This is a genomic window from Yersinia rochesterensis (genome assembly GCF_003600645.1).
GTDB lineage: Bacteria > Pseudomonadota > Gammaproteobacteria > Enterobacterales > Enterobacteriaceae > Yersinia > Yersinia rochesterensis.
On the sequence record NZ_CP032482.1, the window covers coordinates 500,173 to 522,654 of the forward strand.

Consider the following 22,482-nt stretch of genomic DNA (forward strand, 5'->3'; position numbering starts at 1 on the left):
GCGCTCCGTAAAGCGCTGTTGCTAGCAGTTATTTCTTCTGTAAATCAATTTGATACACTTCAAAACCAATCTCGTCCGTCCCCATTGCTTTCATTGGGTATTGTGCTTTTTGCTGAATAAATTCAGCGGCTTTGGCACTTGGCGAGGTTTCAAAGCGGATATCCAGCGGATGCTGACTCTCAAGAGTCGCCAGACGCCAGTTGTTATCTGCTTGCGGGGTCACTTGCCCCTGTTTTTTGGTTTCCGCACTGATATAAGCTGATAGAACCGCGCGGTTTTCATCCGGTGAGGCGAACGCGATATGACTATCACCGGTACCGGAAAACTTACCGCTATAGGCGCGATAATTGTTGGTCGCAATCAGGAAAGTCGCTTTTGGATCAATGGGTTTGCCGTTGAAAGTCAGATTTTTGATGCGCTCGGCTTTGTCATTAATCAGCGCACACTCGCCGTCATAGCGGGCAGGTTGGCTGACATCAATTTCATAGTTAACTCCGTCGATAACATCGAAATTATAAGTGCGGAAACCGTCCCAATTAATCAGCGATTGCGGCTTGCTGCTGTTGACATCAATTTGATTAAATTGCGCGGCAGAGCACTCCAGCCACTGCTTGACGTCCGCGCCACTGGCTTTGACCACCACTAAGGTGTTCGGGTAAAGGTACAAATCGGCGGCATTGCGGAAAGTCAGTTCGCCTTTTTCCACTTCGACAAAACTGGCTGGGTCATTCTTACGGCCACCGGCTTTAAAGGGGGCGGCGGCAGAAAGCACCGGTAAATCAGCTAAATCAGGATCGCCCTGAATAAAGTGTTCGGTATAGGCGCGTTGGGCATTATTGACAATTTGTACTGTCGGATCGTCTTGGATCAGTGACAAATAGCTGTACATATTATCCGAGGCTGTGCCAATCGGCTGGCTGACAAAATCGCGGGTGCCTTGGTGATCGGCAGCTAACACCTTGACCAGGTTTGTATTTTCGGCGGCTAATGATTTTTGTGTGGCTTTATCAAAGATAGGGCGAGCTTCGGCTTTGGCTTGAGTCACTTGCCATTGGCCTTGGTCATTATTCAACACAAAATCAACCACGCCAAGATGGTCACCCCACTGACCGGGCATCACTGCCGGAATACCGTTGAGTGTCCCTTGCGCGATATCCGCCCCTTTGATAGCGGCAAAATCTTTGCTTGGGAAGACAGCATGGGCATGACCAAACATAATGGCATCAATTCCCGGCACCTGGCTGAGGTAATAAACCGAGTTTTCCGCCATGGTTTTATAGGGGTCACTGGAGAGGCCGGAGTGGGGGATGGCGACCACTAAATCGGCACCTTGCTGGCGCATTTCCGGCACCCACTTTTTGGCGGTTTCGGTGATGTCATCGACGGTGACTTTGCCGGTGAGATTGGCTTTATCCCATATCATCACTTGCGGGGGCACGAAGCCAATATAGCCGATACGCAGATTATGGCTTTTCCCGTCGCGATCTTTGACCGGGGTGTCGACAATTAAATAGGGCTGAAACAGCGGTTTACCGGTTTTGACATCAATGACGTTGGCATTCACATAGGGGAATTTGGCCCCCGCCAGTGATTTTTTTAGGTAATCCAGACCATAATTAAATTCATGGTTGCCGATGTTACCCACGGTATAGTCCAGTGTATTCATCGCCTTATAAACAGGGTGAATCTCACCGGCCTTTAGCCCTTTGGCGGCCATATAATCGCCCAGAGGGCTGCCCTGAATGAGATCGCCATTATCCACCAGCACACTGTTAGTGGCTTGTTGGCGAGCGGCTTCAATAAGGCTCGCGGTGCGAACCAGACCAAATTTCTCGGTAGGTTTATCTTTGTAGTAATCAAAATCCATCATATTGCTGTGCAGGTCGGTGGTTTCCAGTACTCGCAAATCAACAGTAGCGGCTTGCGCGGTTGAGGTTGCGACAGCAATCAGGCTGGCAAGGAGGGATAACGTCAGTGGACGTTTAAACATGGCTTTCTCCATTGTGTCTTTTCCATTAACAAAACAATTCGACCTGTATCGCAAAAGAATATGTAAATTTAATAGGTCGTCATAGCAAAGTGTGAAGTTTGGCAGAAAATGGTTTCGGATAACGCCGAGATGCTCACAGTTGCAGCAGGTTAATTCCCCTGATCTCATTGGGCCTTATCCTGCAAAGGTGGCTATTTGGCTGGAAAATTATTAGTCTGCCAAAGGGGTGCTCGGCTTTGTCATGATTAATTTTTATTTTAGTTTTACGTTCTAAAATGAATATAGAGTGAGACCTTACAGGAACCCTTATTGATTTAAGCATCACTATCAATATTCGACATGACTCATAATACCAAGGGGTGGATGATGTTAGAGCAAATTTGCCAACTGGCCCGCGAGGCAGGCGTGGCGATTATGGCGGTCTATCAGGGCGAGAAGCCCCTGGATGTGGCCCACAAAAAGGATGATTCTCCCGTCACGGCGGCGGATCTAGCGGCTCACCAGATTATCAAAGCCGGGTTAGCGGCATTGACCCCCGATATCCCGCTGTTATCGGAAGAAGATCCCCCGACTTGGGCGGTGCGGCAGCACTGGCAGCGCTATTGGCTAGTTGACCCACTGGATGGTACCAAGGAATTCCTAAACCGTAATGGCGAGTTTACCGTCAATATCGCCTTGATTGACCAAGGGGTGCCGGTGCTGGGAGTAGTCTACGCCCCGGTGACCGAGGTGATGTACAGCGCGGAAAACGGTCAGGCGTGGAAAGAAGAGTGTGGTCGGCGCATGCAGATTGAGGTGCGCGATGCCGTCCCGCCGCTGGTGGTGGTCAGCCGCTCCCACAGTGATGCCGAACTGGAAGATTATTTGGCACAATTGGGCGAGCATCAGACGGTATCTGTCGGCTCATCACTCAAGTTTTGTTTGGTAGCCGAAGGAAAAGCACAATTATACCCCCGCTTCGGGCCAACGAATATATGGGATACTGCGGCCGGACATGTTGTTGCTATGGCCGCTGGGGCACAGGTTCACGATTGGCAGGGTAAACCACTGTCTTATACCCCCCGTGAATCTTTCCTGAACCCCGGCTTTCGGGTGTCTTTATTCTAGTTCTCTTGTTTTACGAGCTGGTGCAGTTGGTCGATGACCTGCTGCACTTCGGTGGGGGGCAGCGCGCCGTCTTTGAAAAATTTAACATTTCCTTGCTGATCCAGTACCACAATAGCCGAGCCTTTCTCTGCTAAACCCCAAGCCTTTTTGACATTCCCGGTGCTGTCGACTACAAACTGCGACCAGGGGAATTCCCGCTTATTGGTTTCGATGCTATTACGCACAAACACCGCGGTACCGAAGATAGCGTCATCGGTATTGACGATTGTCGTCGTTTGGTAATGTTCGTGTGGCAGATTAGCGTGCTTGATAGCTTCCACTAACGGCGCATTCAGTTCTTTTGCTGATGTGCGGCCTGCAATATGCTGGACAACTCGCACTTTTCCGGGCAATTGCGCGCTATTCCAGTTTTTGTAGCTAAACTGATCAGTAGCCTTATCGTAATTTAATTCGCCTTTATCGCTGACACCCACCGGCGGAACCCGCTGGCCAACTTGGATGGTGAGCGCGCTAGCCATAAAGGGGGTTAACAGCAGCGACAGTATAAGCAGGCTATTTTTTATCATGGGATGTCCTTTGGGATCTTATGGCTATTATGAATCATGTCGGTGCTTATTCCTGTAAACAGGCAAGCTACCCAATAATAGGTGCAGATCAGAGGTCTGTCCTGTTTGTCTAAAATAATTATTTCTGACAGTAACTAGATGGTTATTCTGTTACAAACTCTCACTCTCTCTCAATAACACTGTAATATTGTGCAAGTCCAGCATTAATGACTGGTTTTGCGGGAACTTAACACGATACTCTAGGTCTATTACTCTGCAATTATCTTACGCTACCTGCTCACTTGGTCGCTAAGGCGCCAAAGGGTGCGTATCAGTGCTATGGGAGGAAAGTAAAACAATGAGGATCTTCCAACGTTACAATCCGGCAAAAATCGCGATGTATGTCAAAACACTGTTTCGTGGCCGGTTGTATATCAAGGATATGGGGGCTTTTGAGTTTGATAAGGGCAAAATTTTAATCCCGAAAGTTAGGGATAAACGCCATTTTGAGGTGATGTCGGAAGTTAACCGGCAAGTGATGCGCCTACAAACAGATACCCTTCTTTCTTGAAGTCACAGCGTTGTTAGCGGCACTCACTCACCCGAATCACTTACTTGGGTAAGCTCATCGGGGTTTATTCGCTTGCTGCCTAGCTGTAGCTCCAATAACTTTGGGTATGACATCAGTCCGTACAGAATTAATTGCGGCCCCTAATTAGGGGCCGCTAATGTTTTCAGGAATCACGATTTTGGTTAGTTGGCCGGCTATGCATCGCTGCTTTCATGTGGCGCTTTTGGCAATATGGGGGTCGGCTGGTCACTGAATCTGGTCACTAACAACTGGTCGATTTTGTAGCTATCAATGTCCACCACTTCAAACTTGTAACCGGCATACTTGACGAAATCGGTGCGCTTGGGAATTTTGCGCAGCATATACATCATAAAGCCGCCGATGGTTTCATAATTGCCGGATTGCGGGAATTCATCAATATGCAGAACGCGCATGACATCTTCAATTGGGGTGCCGCCCTCAATCAGCCACGAGTTTTCATCACGGGCCACAATCTGTTCTTCTTGCCCTTGGCCGACTAAATCGCCCATCAGCGTGGTCATTACGTCATTCAGAGTAATTATCCCTACGACCAAAGCATATTCGTTGAGAATAACTGCGAAGTCTTCACCCGCCGTTTTAAAGCTTTCCAGGGCTTCAGAGAGTGTCAGTGTGTCCGGCACAATCAACGCCGAGCGGATTTGCACCCCACTGCTGAGTACCAAGCTTTGGTTGCCCAATACCCGGTTCAGTAAGTCTTTAGAGTCAACATAACCTACCACTTGATCAATATGACCATCACAGACCAAAAATTTTGAATGCGGATGGGTCGAAATCTTTTCTTTGATGCTGTCTTCACTTTCCCGCAGATCAAAATAAATCACACTTTCGCGGGATGTCATGGAAGAGGGGACGGTGCGAGATTCCAGCTCAAAGACGTTTTCAATCAGCTCGTGCTCTTGTTTGCGTAATACCCCCGCCAATGCACCAGCCTCTACCACGGCGTAGATATCATCCGATGTGATGTCATCATTGCGAACCATTGGCAGCTTGAATAGGCGGAAGATCAGATTCGCCATCCCATTGAAGAACCAAACTAATGGGCGACAAATCATTATGCAGAAGCGCATCGGGTTGACGATACGAACGGCAACCGCTTCAGGTGAAATCATACCGATGCGCTTCGGGGTTAAATCTGCAAACAAGATAAATAAGCTGGTCACCAGCACAAATGAGCAGATAAAGCTGACTTGATCAGCCAGCTCCGGCGACATAACGCGTTCGAATATCACTTTGAAAGAAGGGGAGAATGCGGCATCACCGACAATACCGCCGAGGATAGCAACGGCATTCAGCCCAATCTGCACCACGGTGAAGAAAATCCCCGGAGTCTCTTGTAATTTAAGTACCCGTAAGGCGTTGATATCGCCTTCATCTGCCAGAAGTTTTAATTTAATTTTTCGCGATGCTGCCAGTGAAATCTCGGATAACGAGAAAAAGGCACTCACTGCGATTAAAAATAGAATCAGTAAAATACTGTTTAACATAATCTGTCCGTGTCGTACCGACGATAGCGCCGGCGCTCGTAAGGAAGGGCCATACTGTTTTATTGGGTTAATTCAATGAGTTCAATGTTGAATTCAAGATGACGGCAGAAAGCCGCTATCGGGCTGAGTAAACAGCCTGAAGTAGTATAACCCGTCTTACTTTAAGTTGCAGCGGTGTTAGCTACGTTCGTTACTCGGCCCGTCCATGGGCCTCGCCTCTGCGAGGCCGCTGCAAGCAGCGTTCAAATCGGTTCCTGACCGATTTGTCACCCGAATCACTGACCCGTGTCAGCTCATCGGGATTTATTCACTTGTTGCCTACCTGCAACGCCAAGTCATTAGGGTTAGCAGTTGCGACGAGAGCACCGCCAGCCTTACAAATTAGGTGGCATACAAACGCCAATGCCGCCCAGGCCGCAATATCCCTGCGGATTTTTGTATAAATACTGCTGATGGTCATCTTCAGCATAGTAAAACGGCAGGGCGGCAGTGATGTCACTGGTAATCATCCGGCGGTCACCGGCTTTTTCCATGGCTTGCTGGAACAGTGCTTTGCTCTCTTGCGCTTGCACTTCCTGCTCGGGTGTCAGCACGTAAATGGCTGAACGATATTGAGTTCCGACATCTCCCCCCTGGCGCATTCCTTGAGCGGGATCGTGATTTTCCCAGAAAATCTGTAATAGTTGCTTATAGCTAATCACGGCGGGGTCAAAAACAACGCGCACGACTTCGGCATGGGCGGTGTGCCCGCTGCACACTTCATGATAAGTTGGGTTTGGGGTATATCCACCACTGTAGCCCGCAGCGGTACTATAAACGCCCGGTTGCTGCCAAAATAGGCGCTCGACACCCCAGAAACAGCCCATGGCGAAGATAGCAACTTCACTATTTTCAGGTACATGCGTCATGGAGTGCCCATTAACCACATGGAGAGTTGCCACTGGCATTGGTGTCAGTCGCCCCGGTAAAGCATTTGCCACATCAATGACGGTAGTTTTATCAAAATTTTGCACCACAATAGGCTCCAATGTTTACAGTTAGTCCAAAGTTTACAGTAAATAACTAACAAGATGTTTACAGTGAATGGTTATAGACAGTTGTATCTGATTGCGAGTTTGCACACAATAAGACCCATTCCACGTTAATGTAGCGGCTTAAGGTGGAGTTTTAGGGGAAACAGGCTTTAATCGGTCTTTGTACGCGGGATAATATACTCGTCATACTTCAAGCTGCATGTGCGTTGGCTACGTTCAATCACCCGAATCACTTACAAAACAGTAAGCTCATCGGGTTTCTCTCGTTTGCCGCCTTCCTGCAACTCGAATTATTTAGAGTATAGTGCATTTGATGCCACTTTTTTACATGCCCGTAAGATCGTTTTTTATAGGAAAGTACAATTCACTAGGAGTGCGCGTGCCACGATACCCTATTCTATGTTTTTTGTGTGTATTGCTCGCCACACCCATCGCCTATGCGGCCAATGTTCGGTTGCAGGTAGAGGGCCTTAGCGGGGATTTAGAGAGAAACGTCAGGGCGCGTTTATCCACAATTGGCACTGATGAAATCACGGCTGATGGGCGTTTTCGCTCGCGGGTGGATGAAGCCATTCGCCAAGGGCTACGGGCTTTGGGTTATTACGACCCCACCATCACTTTTGATTTACAACAGCGCCCAGCACCCGCGCGCTCCGTTTTAGTCGTCACCGTGGTTCCCGGAGAGCCAGTCTTGATTGCTGGTGTGGATATTGTGCTGCAAGGCGGGGCGAAAACAGATCCCGACTATTTGGCACTGGTGCGCCGCGATACGCCCAAAATTGGCTCGGTTCTTAATCATGGCGCTTTTGATAATTTCAAAAGTTCATTGACCGGTCTGGCATTACGCCGGGGTTATTTCGATGCCAATATGATCAAAAGCCAGTTAGGTGTTGCCGCAGAACTGCGCCAAGCTTTCTGGGATATTGATTTCGACAGCGGCGAGCGCTATCGCTTCGGTAAAGTTATCTTCCAAGGCTCACAAATCCGCGAGGATTTTCTGCAAAATTTAGTGCCATTTCATGAGGGGCAATTGTATTCCGCAGATGATCTGGCTGAACTGAACCGCCGTCTTTCTGCGACTAACTGGTTTAACTCCGTGGTCGTCTCACCCGATTTCCGCGATGCGAAAAAAACCAGAACTTTGCCGCTCGATGCAGTCGTGACGCCACGAACAGAGAATACCGTTGAGTTGGGGGGCGGTTATGCTACTGATATCGGCCCGCGTTTGACCGCCAGTTGGCGTAAACCTTGGGTGAACTCCTACGGCCACAGCCTCACCACCAGCACCACTCTCTCGGCTCCTGAGCAGACGCTGGATTTCAGCTATCGAATCCCGCTGTTAAAAAACCCGCTTGAACAATATTACCTGTTGCAGGGCGGGTTTAGACGCACGGATCTGAATGACACCGAATCAGATACCACCACCCTTAACGTCGCCCGCTTCTGGGATTTATCCAGTGGTTGGCAGCGGGCAATCAACTTGCGCTGGAGTCTGGATCACTTTACTCAGGGCAGTGTGACGGACACCACCATGCTGCTGTATCCGGGGGTGAGCATTAACCGCACCCGCCAGCGCGGTGGAGCAATGCCGGTCTGGGGTGATAGCCAGCGCTATTCCATTGATTGGTCTGATACCACTTGGGGGTCTGATGTTGATTTCGGCATCTTCCAGGCGCAAAACGTGTGGATACGCACCTTGGGTGAGAAAAACCGTTTTGTCGTGCGCGGCAATTTGGGCTGGATTGAAACCAATAACTTTGACCGCGTGCCGCCGTCATTACGCTTCTTCGCCGGTGGGGACCGCAGCATTCGCGGCTATAAATTCCGTGATGTTTCTCCGCGCGACAGTGAAGGTAAGTTAACCGGTGCCTCTAAATTAGCCACCGGCTCCCTCGAATATCAATATAACGTCACCGGCCGCTGGTGGGGGGCGGTATTCGTCGATACCGGTGAAGCGGTAAATGATATTCGCAAGAGTAATTTAAAAACCGGTGCCGGGGTCGGGGTGCGCTGGGCTTCCCCGGTTGGCCCGATTAAGCTGGATATCGCGAAACCTATTGGTGACAACGAAGCACGTGGCGTGCAATTTTATATCGGTTTGGGGCCTGAACTATGACTCAGATAAAAGAACCGACGCAGATAGAGGAACAGGTGCCGGTAGAGAAACCGATGCCGGTAAAGAGACTGAGGTGGGTAAAGAGACTTAGTATTGCGTTTCTGCTCATTATCCTGCTGTTGGTCGGAACTGTGGCGGGCTTACTCGGCACCACCAGCGGTTTGCATTTTTTGATCAACAGCGCCGCGCGTTGGGTACCTGGCTTGGATATAGCCAGTGTCAGTGGGGGCTGGCGTGACCTGACACTCAAAGGTATTCAGTACCAAATGCCGGGTGTCAGTGTGAAAGCCGGGCAGCTTCATCTGTCTTTACAGCTTTCATGCTTGAAACGCAGTGAACTGTGCGTCAATGCGCTGACCGCACAAGATGTGGATGTGGTGGTGGATACCAAAGCCATGCCGCCGGCGGCAGAAACCCCGGCCAGCACTGAGCCGATGGGCGAACTGAGTACCCCGTATCCCATAACTTTACGTTTGCTATCGCTGAATAATGTCAAAGTGACTATTGATGACACCGCGATTTCACTGGATGAATTTCGCTCGGGCGCACATTGGCAGCAACGGGCGTTAGATTTGATGCCGACTAAAATCAGTGGGTTATTGATAGCATTGCCGAAAACCGTGCCCGCTATTGTCCCTGATGCCGCTAAACCTGCAGTTGAAACCGCCATCGCCGTCAAAGAAGCGGTTGAGCAACAGGCCGCGGCTCCCGCACTACCTGAAACTCCGCTGGGCGACACCTTAAAAGAATTGTTTGCCAAGCCGTTATTGCCCGATTTGCCGGACTTCCGGCTGCCGCTGGATTTACAGATTAAAGAAATTTCAGGGCAACAGCTCCGGCTGACCGGTGATACCGATGTGCTTATCACCCATGTTTTACTGCAAGCCAGTACCCAAGAAAATCGCATCATACTGAATACGCTAGATATAAAATCGCCGCAGGGGACATTGTCCGCCCAAGGTGAGGCGACACTGGCGGATAAGTGGCCGCTGAGTATGACCATCAATAGTGGGTTGAATATTGAGCCACTGAAAGGCGAGAAAGTGAAGCTGACTGTGGGCGGCGCACTACGTGATCAACTCAAGGTCGCGCTTAATTTGTCCGGCCCGGTCAGTGCGCAACTAGAGGCCGAAACCGCGTTGGCGCAGGCGGGTTTGCCAATGGCACTCACTCTGCAAAGCAAGCAATTGCATTGGCCACTGAGCGGCGAACCTCAGTTTCAACTCGATAATCTTAGAATGCGCTTCAATGGGGCGGCGACAGATTATGCGCTCTCCATTCGCTCGGATTTTAAAGGAACCGACTTGCCGCCCGCGATTTTCACTTTGGATGGCAAAGGGAATGTCGAGCAATTCAATCTGACACGTTTACGTCTGGCGGCACTGCAAGGTAATTCTGACCTGACCGGGGTGGTGGATTGGAGCAAAGCGATCAGTTGGAACTCGGTATTAACTTTATCGGGCATTAATACCGCCAAACAGTGGCCGGAATGGCCAGCAAAACTGGATGGCAAGATTGTGACGCGCGGCAGTCTCCACGGCGGTAGCTGGCAATTACAGGTGCCGGAGCTAACACTGGACGGCAATGTAAAACAAAATCGCGTCACTGCGCGCGGTTCATTGACCGGCAATGCAGCGGGTCAGTGGCATATTCCGGGCATCAATCTGGCATTAGGGCGCAATAAGCTGGATGTCAAAGGCGACCTGAATGATAACTGGCTGCTTGATGCCAATGTCGATGCGCCACAACTGGATGGCGCGTTGCCGGGGTTGGGCGGTGTGGTTAAAGGGACGCTGAAATTACGCGGGAACCTGAAAGCGCCGCAGTTATTGGCGGATCTCACGGCGAATCGTCTGCAATGGCAAGAATTGACCATTAACCGGGTCAAAATTGATGGCGATGTTCGCTCGACAGATCAAATTCAGGGCCAGTTGGCCATCAGAGTCGAGCAACTCAAGCAAGCTGACTTGCTGGTCAGCCTCCTGACGTTGGATGCTCGTGGCAGTGAAAAACAGCATCAGTTACGCCTCAATATGCAGGGCGAGCCGGTTTCCGGGCAGTTGGCGTTGGAGGGAAGCTTCGACCGGCAGCAAGAGCGCTGGCGTGGAACGCTGAATAATACGCGCTTTGATACACCGGTCGGTGAATGGCGCTTAAGCCGTGCTATTGCATTGGATTACCAAAACACCCTCGAGCGGGTCACCATCGGGCCACATTGTTGGCTTAACCCGAATGCCGAGCTTTGTGTGCCGCGCGCAATTGAAGCCGGCCCGAGTGGGCAGGCGGCGGTGGTACTGAATCGCTTTGATTTAGCCATGATAAAACCTTTCCTTGGCCCAGATACCACCATGAGTGGCGTATTCAGCGGGCGGGCTGATGTGAGCTGGAAGGCAGGTGGCAGCTTGCCGGATGTGCGGGTGTCACTCAGTGGGAATGGCGTCAAAGTCCAGCAAACGGTGCAGGGCAACCCGCTGCCAATTGCTTTTGAAACCCTGAATCTGAATGGCGGTTTGGCGAATGGGCAGGTGCGGGCCGACTGGTTGATTAAACTGGTGAATAATGGTCAATTCTCCGGGCAGGTGCAGGTGGCTGACCCGGAAGGGCGGCGTAATTTATCCGGTAACATTGCTATCAGTAATTTCTCGCTAGCAATGATTAACCCGATTCTGAGTGACGGTGAAAAAGCCGCTGGGACACTAAACGCCAACCTCCGTTTGGGCGGCAATGCGAAAAGCCCGTTAGTCTTTGGCCGTCTGGCGCTGGATAACGTGGATGTCGATGGTAGCTGGATGCCATTTGATATCACTGAAGGGCGTCTGGCGATGAATTTCGACGGGATGACCTCGACACTGGAGGGGTTGATTCGCACCTCTCAGGGGCAGCTTAATCTCTCTGGCGATGCCGACTGGCGTGATATTAATGCCTGGCGGGCCAGAATTGCGGCGAAAGGCGATAAGTTGCGGGTCACTGTCCCACCGATGGTGCGGATTGATGTTTCGCCGGATATTGTTTTTGAAGCCACGCCGCAACTGTTTACTCTCAATGGCTCGGTTGATATCCCGTGGGCGCGCATTACCGTGCAAGAAGTGCCGGAAAGCGCGGTCGGCGTCTCGCCTGATGAAGTGATGCTCAATAATGATTTGAAGCCAATTTCACCGCGCTCAGCCAGTATTCCGATTAACAGTAATCTGGTGATTCGGGTGGGTAATGATGTTCGTCTGAATGCATTTGGCCTGAAAGCGCGTTTACAGGGCAATTTAAAAATGGTGCAGGATCAGCGCGGGTTAGGGCTGAATGGGCAGATTAATATCCCATCCGGCAGCTTCCGCGCTTATGGCCAAGACTTGATTGTTAACAAAGGGATATTGCTGTTCTCCGGGCCGCCGGATCAGCCGTTACTCAATATTGAGGCAATTCGTAACCCTGATGCGACCGCCAACGGCGTAACAGCGGGCGTGCGGGTGACCGGCATGGCGGATTCACCACGGCTAGAAATATTCTCAGACCCGGCGATGTCGCAGCAAGAAGCATTATCCTATCTGTTACGTGGGCAGGGCTTGGGCAATTCCGGGGCTGACAGCGGCATGATGACCTCAATGCTGGTCGGTATGGGCGTAGCGCAAAGTGGTAAACTGGTGGGTAAAATCGGCGAGGCATTTGGTGTCAGTAACCTGGCGCTGGACACTCAAGGAGTTGGCGATAGCTCACAAGTGGTGGTGAGTGGCTATGTCACCAAAGACCTACAAGTAAAATACGGTGTAGGTATATTTGATTCGCTGGCTACGTTAACATTACGTTATCGGTTGATGCCAAGGTTGTATCTGGAAGCGGTGTCTGGTATTGATCAGGCATTAGATGTGCTTTATCAGTTTGAGTTCTAACAATGCGAATTATTGTCTACGGTAGTTTACGGCGCAAGCAAGGTAATAGTCACTGGATGACGGACGCCCAGTTATTGGGCGAACATGACCTTGAAGGCTTTGATATGTACAATTTAGGTCATTATCCGGCAGTTGTTCCCGGAGACGGCACTGTGCATTGTGAAGTTTATCGGATTAACTCGTCTATTATGAATGAGTTAGATGAACTAAAAAGTAATACCAAGGATTATCGGCGTGAGTTGATCCAAACGCCTTACGGCAGTGCTTGGATATATCTTTATCGTTTACCGATTGAAGGGTTACCGCGCATTTACAGTGGTGATTGGCTCAAGCGCAATGACGAAAATGAAAAGCCACAAAGTTAGATATCCACATAAAGAAAAATAAAAACACCGCGCAATGGCGGTGTTTTTTGCTGTTCACTCAAAAGGCACCTTTTCAGAAGGTGCCTTTTTTGCCATGTGCTTTTTTCAATGTAAAACAGAGAGTTACTTCTTCGCACGCTCGAAAGAAGACAAGATCTCAGCTTTAGCTGCGGCGGCATCTTCCCAACCGTCAACTTTTACCCACTTGCCAGTTTCCAGATCTTTGTAATGCTCAAAGAAATGTTTGATCTGAGCTTTCAGCAGCTCTGGCAGATCTTGCACGTCTTTAATGTGATCATATTCTTTGGTCAGTTTGCTGTGCGGAACCGCAACCAGCTTGGCATCTTCGCCCGCTTCGTCAGTCATTTTCAACACGCCAACTGGGCGGCAACGAATCACTGCACCTGGCTGCAACGGATACGGCGTTGGCACCAGCACATCAACCGGGTCACCATCTAATGACAAGGTGTTGTTGATGTAGCCGTAGTTGCACGGATAAAACATAGCTGTAGACATGAAGCGGTCTACAAACAGAGAGCCAGTCTCTTTATCGATTTCATATTTGATCGGATCTGCATTGGCAGGGATTTCGATCACAACATAGATATCTTCTGGCAGGTCTTTACCTGCAGGTACGTCGTTCAAGCTCATGTCGGTTTCCTTTTATCAAACCAGAAATGGAGTGCTGGCTATTATAGCCAAGTCTTATCTGAATTCCTGTCCTTTTCATTGCTTGATGGCGGTGAGATTGCCTGAATCAGGGCTATTTCATTGAGATAAAATCCCGTCATTAGCTAAATGTATCTATTTTAAGCTGTTTTTCCGGTGATAGTTCAAGACGACTCTGTGACCGCCGATAACTTAATCAAACAATAAGACCGTCCTCTGTACTGCTAATACTTTGTAATCTTAACCATTTGCATATAACCGGAAAAAACCGATGTTAAAAAAGATTACCATTAAAAATGGGCTTATTGCTCAGTTAAGCATTATGTCATTGATTTTATTAATTGTTAGTATCATTGGCGTAAATTCAATTCGAGAAAGCTCACGCGCATTGCAAGCTATCAATCAAATCCAGGGGGAGGAACTGGGAGCGCTATCGAATAGCTTCAACGCCACATTAAGCGCCAGAACTGAAGCCGCGCTGGCAATCCATCAGTTAGAAATTGGGCTAATTGATGAATCATTAGAAACGGCAAAGCAGGCCGAAGAGTCATTGGCATTATCACAAAAGGAGATGGCCCATTTTATTAGCGCAGTATCTGAGCGGGGAGATGGACAGACACTGGCGACTAATATCCAGAAAAGCTATAAAGATTATGTAGATAATGGCGTGAATCCCATGCTCGCTGCTATTAAAGCGGGCTATGCGGATGAGTATTATGAGGTGCTGGAAAAGAGCATTACTGCTATCAGTAAAGCTTTTAATAATGATGTCGTGGCCTTTCGCAGTTATGCGCAGAATGCCGGCCGTCTACAAATTGATAAAGCCAATAGTGCCGCCAACATCAAACTGACGATCATTGTGGTTGCGGGGATAATTACCTTAGTTTCTGCGGTACTGGCCTGGTTTGCGCTTAAATACATTATTTTGCGGCCATTGGAGCAATCAATTCACCAGTTGGAATATATAGCCGCTGGTGATTTAACCCACAGTATTAACAGTGAAGGCAACACGGAATTGGCTCGGCTAGCAAGAGCACTGGAAACCATGCAGCAATCGCTGGTGGTGTCGGTCAGTAATGTTCGTGATGTTGGTGGGCAAATTGGGGTGGGTTCGCGGGAGTTAGCCGCAGGTAACACCCATTTAGCTGAACGAACGGAAGAATCAGCATCTTCATTAGAACAGACTGCGGCCAGTATGGAGCAACTGACCTCGACAGTGAAAATGAATGCTGAAAACTCAGATCAGGCTAATCGCTTGGCGATGAGTGTGTCGGACATCGCCAATAAAGGCAGCAAAGTCGTCAGCCATGTGGTTGATAAAATGCAGGCAATTACCACCAGTTCGCGCCGCATCTCCGATATTATTGCCGTCATTGACGGCATTGCGTTTCAGACTAACATTCTGGCGCTTAATGCGGCGGTTGAAGCAGCCAGAGCCGGTGAGCAGGGCCGTGGTTTTGCGGTGGTCGCGGGCGAAGTCCGTAACCTGGCACAGCGCAGTGCGCAATCAGCAAAAGAAATTAAAGATTTGATTATTGAATCGCAAAATCGTGTGCGGGAAGGCGCGGATATGGCTGAATCCGCAGGGAAAACTATGCATGAGATTGCTGATGAAGTCAGTCGCGTGACGGCATTGATGCGCGAGATATCAGCAGCTTCTTATGAGCAAAGTAGCGGTATTGAACAAGTGAATGTGGCAATTGCTCAAATGGATCAGGTTGCGCAGCAGAACGCGACATTGGTTGAACAGGCCGCTGCGGCGACGCGTTCATTGGAGGAGCAAGCTGATGCATTGTCAGCCAGTATGGCGGTATTTAAATTACAGGGTGATGAGCTGGCGGTTGTAGCATAAAAAAACAGCGGCTTAGTGGCCGCTGTTCTCGGATACAAAACGTAAATATCAAGCCACCCAATAGGTGGCTTTTATGATATTACTGAGCTTCTTCATCCGGGAATTTGGCGATAAAGCCTTCGGCATCTTCCACCATAGATTTAGTCCCGACGAAGAAAGGTGCGCGCTGATGCAGTTTCTCCGGCACGATATCCAGAATGCGGTTAACCCCATCGGTGGCTTTCCCGCCGGCTTGTTCTGCCAGGAACGCCATTGGATTGCATTCGTACAGCAAACGCAGTTTCCCTTGCGGATGGCTGGCGGTGCTTGGATAAATATAAATCCCGCCTTTCAATAGGTTGCGATGGAAGTCAGCGACCAATGAGCCAATATAGCGCGAGGTATAAGGGCGGTGAGTGGCTTCATCCTGCTCCTGGCAATATTTGATGTATTTCTTCACACCCAGCGGGAATTTAATGTAGTTCCCCTCGTTGATGGAATACATGCAACCGGTTGCGGGGTAGCGTACTTTTTCGCCGGATAAACAGAAAACACCCAACGACGGATCATAAGTGAAAGTATGAACGCCATAACCGGTGGTATACACCAACATGGTTGAAGAACCGTATACCACATAACCTGCGGCAACTTGTTTGGTGCCCGGTTGCAGGAAGTCAGCTTCAGTAATCGGTGTACCAAATGGTGTGATGCGACGATAGATAGAGAAAATAGTACCGACGGACACATTCACGTCAATATTTGAAGAACCATCCAGTGGGTCCATCAGAACCACATATTTGGCATTTTCTGCGCGGCCACCATCAAAGATAACAATGTCATCTTCTTCTTCGGAAGCGATACCGGCCACTTCGCCACGCGCTTTTAGGGCTGCTTTCAATTTTTCATTGGCAAACAAGTCCAGTTTCATCTGGTCTTCGCCCTGAATATTTGAAACACCACTGGCACCTAAAATATCAACCAGACCTGCTTTGTTGATGTCGCGATGAATGATTTTTGCGCCGAGTTTGATTGCTGAAAGTAATGCAGTTAATTCGCCGGTGGCGTGAGAGAAATCTAGCTGCTTCTCAACGATGAATTCGCCTAACGTTTTCATGACACAATCCCTGAATCTACGGTTAAATATCGATTTATTAACGAACAACTCACTTAATGGCAGCAGTGTAGCCCAAAGGTGAGAATGATTCATAGGCAATTCCATTTCTTCTCTTTGATTCTGAGCGGTAGAATGGTGACAAACTCGAAGCTTATTAATACGGAAAATTTATGCGCATTCACATATTAGGTATCTGCGGCACTTTTATGGGCGGCTTGGCTATGCTTGCTCGCTCATTAGGTCATGAAGTGACGGGGTCGGATGCTAACGTGTATCCACCGATGAGCACATTGCTGGAGAATCAAGGGATCAACTTGATCCAGGGATACTCTCCGACTCAACTGGATCCTGCTCCAGATCTCGTCATCATCGGCAATGCCATGACTCGCGGAAATCCCTGTGTTGAAGCGGTATTGGAACGAGGTATTCCTTATACTTCTGGCCCACAATGGCTGCATGATCATGTGTTGCCGGAGCGCTGGGTATTGGCCATCGCCGGTACTCACGGTAAAACCACCACTGCCGGGATGGTGACCTGGATACTGGAAGCTTGCGGTTATGAACCCGGTTTTGTCATTGGTGGCGTGCCGGGTAATTTCGATGTCTCCGCCCGTTTAGGTAATAGCCCATTCTTTGTTATTGAAGCGGATGAATATGATTGCGCCTTCTTTGATAAGCGCTCTAAATTTGTTCACTACAGCCCAAGAACTTTGGTCATGAATAACCTCGAGTTCGATCATGCTGATATCTTTGATGATCTTAAGGCGATCCAGAAGCAATTCCATCATTTGGTGCGCTTAGTTCCAGGGACAGGCAAAATTATCGTGCCGGATAATGACAATCATTTGAAACAAGTGATGGCAATGGGCTGCTGGAGCGAACAAGAAATGGTGGGCGAAACGGGCAGTTGGTTTGCACGTAAAGTTGCGGTAGATGCCAGTGTCTATGAAGTGTTCCTCGACAATGAGTTAGTGGGCGAGGTCAGCTGGTCATTGGTGGGCGAGCATAATATGCATAATGGTTTGATGGCCATTGCCGCCGCCCGGCATGTCGGCGTGTTACCAGCAGATGCTTGCCGGGCACTGGGTGATTTTATTAATGCGCGTCGCCGGTTGGAATTACGCGGCGAAGCTCATGGTGTCACGGTTTACGATGATTTTGCTCATCATCCCACGGCAATTCTCGCGACACTGGCGGCCCTGCGCAGCAAAGTGGGCGGAACCGCACGAATTCTGGCTGTACTAGAACCGCGTTCTAACACCATGAAGTTAGGTATGTGTAAAAATGAACTGGCGCCGTCATTGGGCCGTGCTGATGAAGTATTCCTGTTCCAGCCGCAGCATATTCCTTGGCAAGTCGTTGAAGTTGCCGAAGCCTGTATTCAGCCTGCGCATTGGAGTGCTGATATTGATACGTTAGCTGATATGGTTGTCAAAACAGCGCAACCAGGGGATCACATTCTGGTGATGAGTAATGGCGGTTTCGGCGGGATCCATGACAAGTTATTGAATACCTTGAGCCAAAAAGCAGAGTGCGAAGCTCAATCTCAGGAATAAGCCGGATAAAAAAATCCCCCGCATAGCGGGGGTAAAAGGGTTCGTCGGATAGACGACGAGGGATTATTCTGTTGCGGTGCTGATGTAATTCACCAACTTTTTTCAATCGATACTCTATTCAATATGCTGGAAATGAATGTTTCAACAGATTGAATAAACCATCATGCTGGAAAGTATGCCCCTACGAGCGGGGCATTTACTTTCATGCTTAGCGCATAATCTTATTTGTAAATCTTAGCTGTTGCGTGCCAGCCATTGTCATCATTAATGCCAATGACTTTGTAAGCAGTCGCGCCTTTGCTGTCTGCTTTATCGGCAATTGCCTGCTCAATATCAGAAGGTGCGCCAGTAATGCCGCTAACACTAATCGCACCCAAATCCGTCATTTTGCTAGCTTGAGCAGCATCGACTGATTGTGCTGCTGATGCGCCGAAGGCGACAACAGAAAGTAAACTTAAAGCGGTTAGCGTTGTTTTGATTTTCATGATGATTTCCTAGATAAAATTTAACAATCCAACAGCGCTTATTATGCATTTTGGTGCTTTTGGCCTGTTGGTTTTACTGCTGATTCAACTTAAATCTCAACTGTGGCTTTGCCGCCATTCTTTATATCTCGATGATAAATGACGACCAACTCAACAATTATTGGTAGATAGTGGCGGTGGCATGCCAATTATTCTCTTCACGAGCTTCAATCACTTTGTAAGCTTTAGCGCCCATAGCATCGGCTTTCTCAGACAGCGCCTGACGAATATCAGAAGGTGCGCCATTCAGGCCACTGACGGTAATAGTGCCCATCGGCTGTAAGTTTTTGGCCTGGCTTTCGCTGATTGAATCGGCTGCAAAAACACCAAATGACAGCGCAGATAGAATGCTAATGGTCGCGATGGTAGTTTTAACTTTCATATTATTGCCTCTATTTATTCTTTTATCACTTCAAAGGAAGTGTGATTTACGTCACGAAAATGAGTATACATCTAGTAACGGAGAATATTAATAGTCCGCTAATAATATTTAGAGTCACTTTACCCTTGGTTATTACTTTTTAAGAACTAAAAGGAATAAAAAATGATTAAAAAACAGCAGGTTTGTTAAAAAAGGTATTAATTTCAATGAAATGAGTATTTTTGACTAAAAGTGCGAAAGAGTCTGGTGGGTTTGACCGTTAATAAGAGGAAAACAGAATTATTTTGTGGTGTAGAAAGGAATAGGAAGTCGGATACTCTGGTTTAGAGCTAAAGAGGCAGATGATAGAGAGAATAGAGAAACAGGCTCAAAAGCATAATGCGGCGTATCACGCCGCACCAGATAAAGTGCCGAGTTAAAGCTCTTGCTCGAACAAGCGGAGGATAGCTTCATGTAACTGTTCGACAGTGAAACCTCTGGCCGGCGTGGTGAAAATGGTGTCGTCACCGGCAATGCTGCCTAGAATACCTTCCGCTTTACCTAATGAATCCAGCAGGCGGGCAATCAATTGGGCCGCTCCTGGGCTGGTATTAATCACGACTACCGAATCGTTATAATCGACATCTAATACCAAGTTCTTTAGTGGGCTGCTGGTTGTCGGAACCCCTAATTCAGCCGGTAAACAATAAACCATTTCCATTTTTGCATTACGTGTTCTGACCGCACCAAATTTGGTCAACATACGCGAAACTTTGGACTGGTTAATATTTTCGAAACCTTCTTCTTGCAAGGCTAAAACGATTTCACCTTGGGAACTGAATTTCTCTTCTTTCAATAACGCTTTAAACGCCTTGATAAGATCTTCTTGTTTGGCGGGGTTACGCATTGTTTATGCCCTGAACAGTCAATCGTGAATAGGATTATTATGCATATAAATGAATTTTTATGCAACATGACTATGGAGTATTGGCGATAAAAGCCCTGATATCAAGGTGCGCTGGAATGTTAACATCATCTCGCTGTTACAATTATGCTAAATATACTTTTATTAACATTTGGTTTGGGTAGCTAAAATGTTATTAAAATGATGTTGTTTTGATGTGAAAAAAGGGTGTAATGTAACCGCCGATTAACCTGTCATGAATACTGCGAGGAATTTTAGAATAATGTGCGCTATATCATTAATGAATAAGCGATTTACTCTAAAATATACAAACCTTATGCGCCTTTTTGATGCGTGATATCTCAATCTGACTGTTAATAGATTGTGTTTAAAATCGCAATAAATTATGGTTCGTAAATAGATGAATTCACGGCAAATTTAAATTAAATATAATAAGGAGTATAGGATGAAAGTTGCAGTTCTCGGTGCCGCTGGTGGTATCGGCCAGGCCCTCGCTCTTCTACTCAAGACCCAGCTTCCTTCAGGTTCAGACCTCTCATTATATGATATCGCGCCAGTGACTCCTGGTGTTGCGGTTGATCTGAGCCATATCCCGACTGCTGTTAATATTAAAGGCTTCAGCGGTGAAGATGCTACCCCAGCCCTGGAAGGGGCAGATATTGTTCTGATCTCTGCGGGCGTAGCACGTAAACCTGGTATGGACCGTTCAGATCTGTTCAATGTTAACGCCGGTATCGTGCGTAATCTGGTTGAGCAAATCGCGCGCACTTGCCCGAAAGCATTAATTGGTATCATTACTAACCCAGTGAATACTACGGTTGCTATCGCCGCTGAAGTGCTGAAAAAAGCCGGTGTTTACGACAAAAACAAATTATTCGGTATTACTACGCTGGATGCCATCCGTTCAAACACCTTTGTGGCTGAACTGAAAGGCAAACAACCTCAGGATATCGAAGTGCCAGTTATTGGTGGTCACTCAGGTGTGACTATCCTGCCATTACTTTCACAAATTCCAGGTATCAGCTTCACAGAACAAGAAGTTATTGATCTGACAAAGCGTATCCAGAATGCAGGTACTGAAGTGGTTGAAGCAAAAGCCGGTGGCGGGTCAGCGACTCTGTCTATGGGGCAAGCTGCTGCACGCTTCGGTCTTTCTTTGGTTCGCGCTCTGCAAGGCGAAAGCAATGTTGTGGAATGTTCTTACGTTGAAGGCGATGGTAAATATGCCCGCTTCTTTGCTCAGCCAATTCTATTGGGCAAAAACGGCGTAGCAGAACGTAAAGATATCGGCAAACTGAGTGCTTTTGAACAACAAGCGCTGGAAAGCATGCTAGATGTCCTGCACAAAGATATTGAGTTAGGCGAGCAGTTCGTCAAATAAATCTGTGTAGCAGGGGCTAACGTCGCCCCTGAAATGACACCATCAACCGCCGAAGCAGTTTATTGGCGGTTTTTTTATGCCTGGACAATAGGCTGGCGAATCCTCACTTTTCGGTCGATAAGGGCACCGGTTTTTGAATCAAAATAGCGTGTTGGCCAAATTTCGGAAGGATGAATGTCCAGGCATTCTGCAATCAACCATTCTCCCTTGGGCCAAGGGCGTGTTAATGCATTAGCAAGTGTGGATGAACTTAAACCTGCTTTTCGAGAGACCGCCGCCAGAGTGGTGTCTTTCTTACGAAGTGCAGCAATGATGTCGGCAGGGTGCCAATCAGATTTCCTTAAAATCATCTTTAATCCTTTTTTTTTTCTAAGCCGCTGACGTGTTAGTGATATAAATAACGGTACATTGTTAATCGTACGGTGAACAGAAAGTAATCATTTAGAAGTATACTAACATTTATTTTCTGAAAAATTTTAAATGTTTTCTAAATATTCCTTTTTTGTGTCATAACGCATATTAGGAAGCAACACCATGAAAAAAGAGTGGTTTGCCGCTAAGGAATTGGCAGGTCTTGATGGGTTACCGTCATCTCCACAAGGAGTCAACCTCATGGCTAAACGTGAGGGATGGGAACAGCGCCGTCGTCGTGGTGTTCAGGGTAAGGCTGTCGAGTATCATATTGAAAGTTTACCTGTCACCATATTGAATTCATTACAGTTAAGAGAAGAGCCAGCCCAATATATTACAACGAGGCAGGACCCTCTGGTGCTATGGGTTGAAGCGTATTATCGTTTTACAGAAGCCGAACGTGAGCAAGTTATCGCATTTATTTTTCGTGAGGGCGCTAAAAGCTTAATAGAGCGGTTGACGATAGATGAGTGTGGATAATGGTGGGCGAGGTGCAGCTTTTGTCATGAATGAAATACAACAGTTACAGGCTATTTAACTCTTTTAATATCAGTAGATTGATATGTATCTCAATG

19 protein-coding genes are annotated in these 22,482 nt (G+C 48.0%); 9 read left to right on the forward strand and 10 right to left on the reverse strand.

The annotated features are described in order from the left end of the window. Positions 1 to 28: 28 nt before the first annotated feature. A complete protein-coding gene (locus DXZ79_RS02440; RefSeq protein WP_038636888.1) occupies positions 29 to 2,002 on the reverse strand; it encodes a bifunctional 2',3'-cyclic-nucleotide 2'-phosphodiesterase/3'-nucleotidase in 1,974 nt (657 codons plus the stop codon). A gap of 354 nt (positions 2,003 to 2,356) precedes the next feature. Here DXZ79_RS02440 and cysQ point away from each other — a divergent pair, with 354 nt between their 5' ends. Further along, a complete protein-coding gene (gene cysQ / locus DXZ79_RS02445) occupies positions 2,357 to 3,097 on the forward strand; it encodes a 3'(2'),5'-bisphosphate nucleotidase CysQ (protein ID WP_038636884.1) in 741 nt (246 codons plus the stop codon). Here the strand turns inward: cysQ and DXZ79_RS02450 are convergent. Further along, entirely contained in the window at positions 3,094 to 3,663 is a 570-nt protein-coding gene (locus tag DXZ79_RS02450; RefSeq protein ID WP_038636882.1) for a YtfJ family protein, read from the reverse strand. The genes cysQ and DXZ79_RS02450 overlap by 4 nt on opposite strands. A 337-nt stretch (positions 3,664 to 4,000) precedes the next feature. Here DXZ79_RS02450 and DXZ79_RS02455 point away from each other — a divergent pair, with 337 nt between their 5' ends. After that, positions 4,001 to 4,213, forward strand: a complete 213-nt coding sequence (locus DXZ79_RS02455; RefSeq protein WP_005175427.1) for a DUF1107 domain-containing protein — start codon at positions 4,001 to 4,003, stop codon at positions 4,211 to 4,213. Between the two features lie 194 nt (positions 4,214 to 4,407). Here DXZ79_RS02455 and paeA read toward each other — a convergent pair whose 3' ends face one another. Beyond that, positions 4,408 to 5,739 carry a polyamine export protein PaeA gene (gene paeA / locus DXZ79_RS02460; protein WP_038636876.1) on the reverse strand — a complete coding sequence of 444 codons (1,332 nt, stop codon included), beginning with the start codon at positions 5,737 to 5,739 and terminating at the stop codon, positions 4,408 to 4,410. 374 nt (positions 5,740 to 6,113) lie between these two features. Continuing rightward, on the reverse strand, positions 6,114 to 6,752 hold the full coding sequence (gene msrA / locus DXZ79_RS02465) for a peptide-methionine (S)-S-oxide reductase MsrA (RefSeq protein ID WP_072103611.1): 639 nt from the start codon (positions 6,750 to 6,752) through the stop codon (positions 6,114 to 6,116). Positions 6,753 to 7,152: 400 nt separating this feature from the next. Here msrA and tamA point away from each other — a divergent pair, with 400 nt between their 5' ends. The 3 genes from tamA (at position 7,153) to DXZ79_RS02480 (ending at position 13,135) form a co-directional block, all read left to right on the forward strand. Then, entirely contained in the window at positions 7,153 to 8,889 is a 1,737-nt protein-coding gene (gene tamA / locus DXZ79_RS02470; protein ID WP_038636870.1) for an autotransporter assembly complex protein TamA, read from the forward strand. Between the two features lie 68 nt (positions 8,890 to 8,957). After that, positions 8,958 to 12,770: an autotransporter assembly complex protein TamB gene (gene tamB / locus DXZ79_RS02475; RefSeq protein WP_144242901.1), complete on the forward strand. Its 3,813-nt coding sequence runs from the start codon at positions 8,958 to 8,960 to the stop codon at positions 12,768 to 12,770. A 2-nt stretch (positions 12,771 to 12,772) separates the two neighbouring features. After that, positions 12,773 to 13,135, forward strand: coding sequence for a gamma-glutamylcyclotransferase family protein (locus tag DXZ79_RS02480; RefSeq protein ID WP_038636863.1), 363 nt, complete (start codon positions 12,773 to 12,775; stop codon positions 13,133 to 13,135). A 123-nt stretch (positions 13,136 to 13,258) separates the two neighbouring features. Here the strand turns inward: DXZ79_RS02480 and ppa are convergent, their stop codons facing one another. Then, complete coding sequence (gene ppa, locus DXZ79_RS02485) at positions 13,259 to 13,786, reverse strand: inorganic diphosphatase (RefSeq protein WP_038636859.1); 528 nt, start codon at positions 13,784 to 13,786, stop codon at positions 13,259 to 13,261. A gap of 289 nt (positions 13,787 to 14,075) precedes the next feature. Between ppa and DXZ79_RS02490 the strand changes: the two genes are divergently transcribed. Next, complete coding sequence (locus tag DXZ79_RS02490) at positions 14,076 to 15,656, forward strand: methyl-accepting chemotaxis protein (RefSeq protein ID WP_038636855.1); 1,581 nt, start codon at positions 14,076 to 14,078, stop codon at positions 15,654 to 15,656. A 79-nt stretch (positions 15,657 to 15,735) separates the two neighbouring features. On the opposite strand, the gene fbp is transcribed toward DXZ79_RS02490, so the two are convergent. Beyond that, complete coding sequence (fbp, locus tag DXZ79_RS02495; RefSeq protein WP_004389206.1) at positions 15,736 to 16,749, reverse strand: class 1 fructose-bisphosphatase; 1,014 nt, start codon at positions 16,747 to 16,749, stop codon at positions 15,736 to 15,738. A gap of 170 nt (positions 16,750 to 16,919) precedes the next feature. Here fbp and mpl point away from each other — a divergent pair, with 170 nt between their 5' ends. After that, positions 16,920 to 18,305, forward strand: a complete 1,386-nt coding sequence (mpl, locus tag DXZ79_RS02500; protein WP_038636850.1) for a UDP-N-acetylmuramate:L-alanyl-gamma-D-glutamyl-meso-diaminopimelate ligase — start codon at positions 16,920 to 16,922, stop codon at positions 18,303 to 18,305. A 221-nt stretch (positions 18,306 to 18,526) separates the two neighbouring features. Here the strand turns inward: mpl and DXZ79_RS02505 are convergent, their stop codons facing one another. The 3 genes from DXZ79_RS02505 to argR form a co-directional block, all read right to left on the reverse strand. Further along, positions 18,527 to 18,790, reverse strand: a complete 264-nt coding sequence (locus tag DXZ79_RS02505; RefSeq protein ID WP_038636847.1) for a YdgH/BhsA/McbA-like domain containing protein — start codon at positions 18,788 to 18,790, stop codon at positions 18,527 to 18,529. A gap of 157 nt (positions 18,791 to 18,947) precedes the next feature. Then, entirely contained in the window at positions 18,948 to 19,211 is a 264-nt protein-coding gene (yhcN, locus tag DXZ79_RS02510) for a peroxide/acid stress response protein YhcN (protein ID WP_038636844.1), read from the reverse strand. A 415-nt stretch (positions 19,212 to 19,626) separates the two neighbouring features. After that, the gene (gene argR, locus DXZ79_RS02515; RefSeq protein ID WP_004389210.1) at positions 19,627 to 20,097 is read right to left on the reverse strand and encodes a transcriptional regulator ArgR; all 471 of its coding nucleotides are present in this window, start codon (positions 20,095 to 20,097) and stop codon (positions 19,627 to 19,629) included. Between the two features lie 463 nt (positions 20,098 to 20,560). Between argR and mdh the strand changes: the two genes are divergently transcribed. Further along, positions 20,561 to 21,496 (forward strand): malate dehydrogenase, encoded by a 936-nt coding sequence (gene mdh, locus DXZ79_RS02520; RefSeq protein WP_038636841.1) that lies wholly within the window; start codon positions 20,561 to 20,563, stop codon positions 21,494 to 21,496. 74 nt (positions 21,497 to 21,570) lie between these two features. On the opposite strand, the gene DXZ79_RS02525 is transcribed toward mdh, so the two are convergent. Beyond that, positions 21,571 to 21,846 (reverse strand): helix-turn-helix domain-containing protein, encoded by a 276-nt coding sequence (locus tag DXZ79_RS02525; RefSeq protein ID WP_038636837.1) that lies wholly within the window; start codon positions 21,844 to 21,846, stop codon positions 21,571 to 21,573. 184 nt (positions 21,847 to 22,030) lie between these two features. On the opposite strand from DXZ79_RS02525, the gene DXZ79_RS02530 reads away from it, so the two are divergent. Continuing rightward, positions 22,031 to 22,387, forward strand: coding sequence for a DNA-binding protein (locus DXZ79_RS02530; RefSeq protein ID WP_038636833.1), 357 nt, complete (start codon positions 22,031 to 22,033; stop codon positions 22,385 to 22,387). Positions 22,388 to 22,482 lie beyond the last annotated feature (95 nt).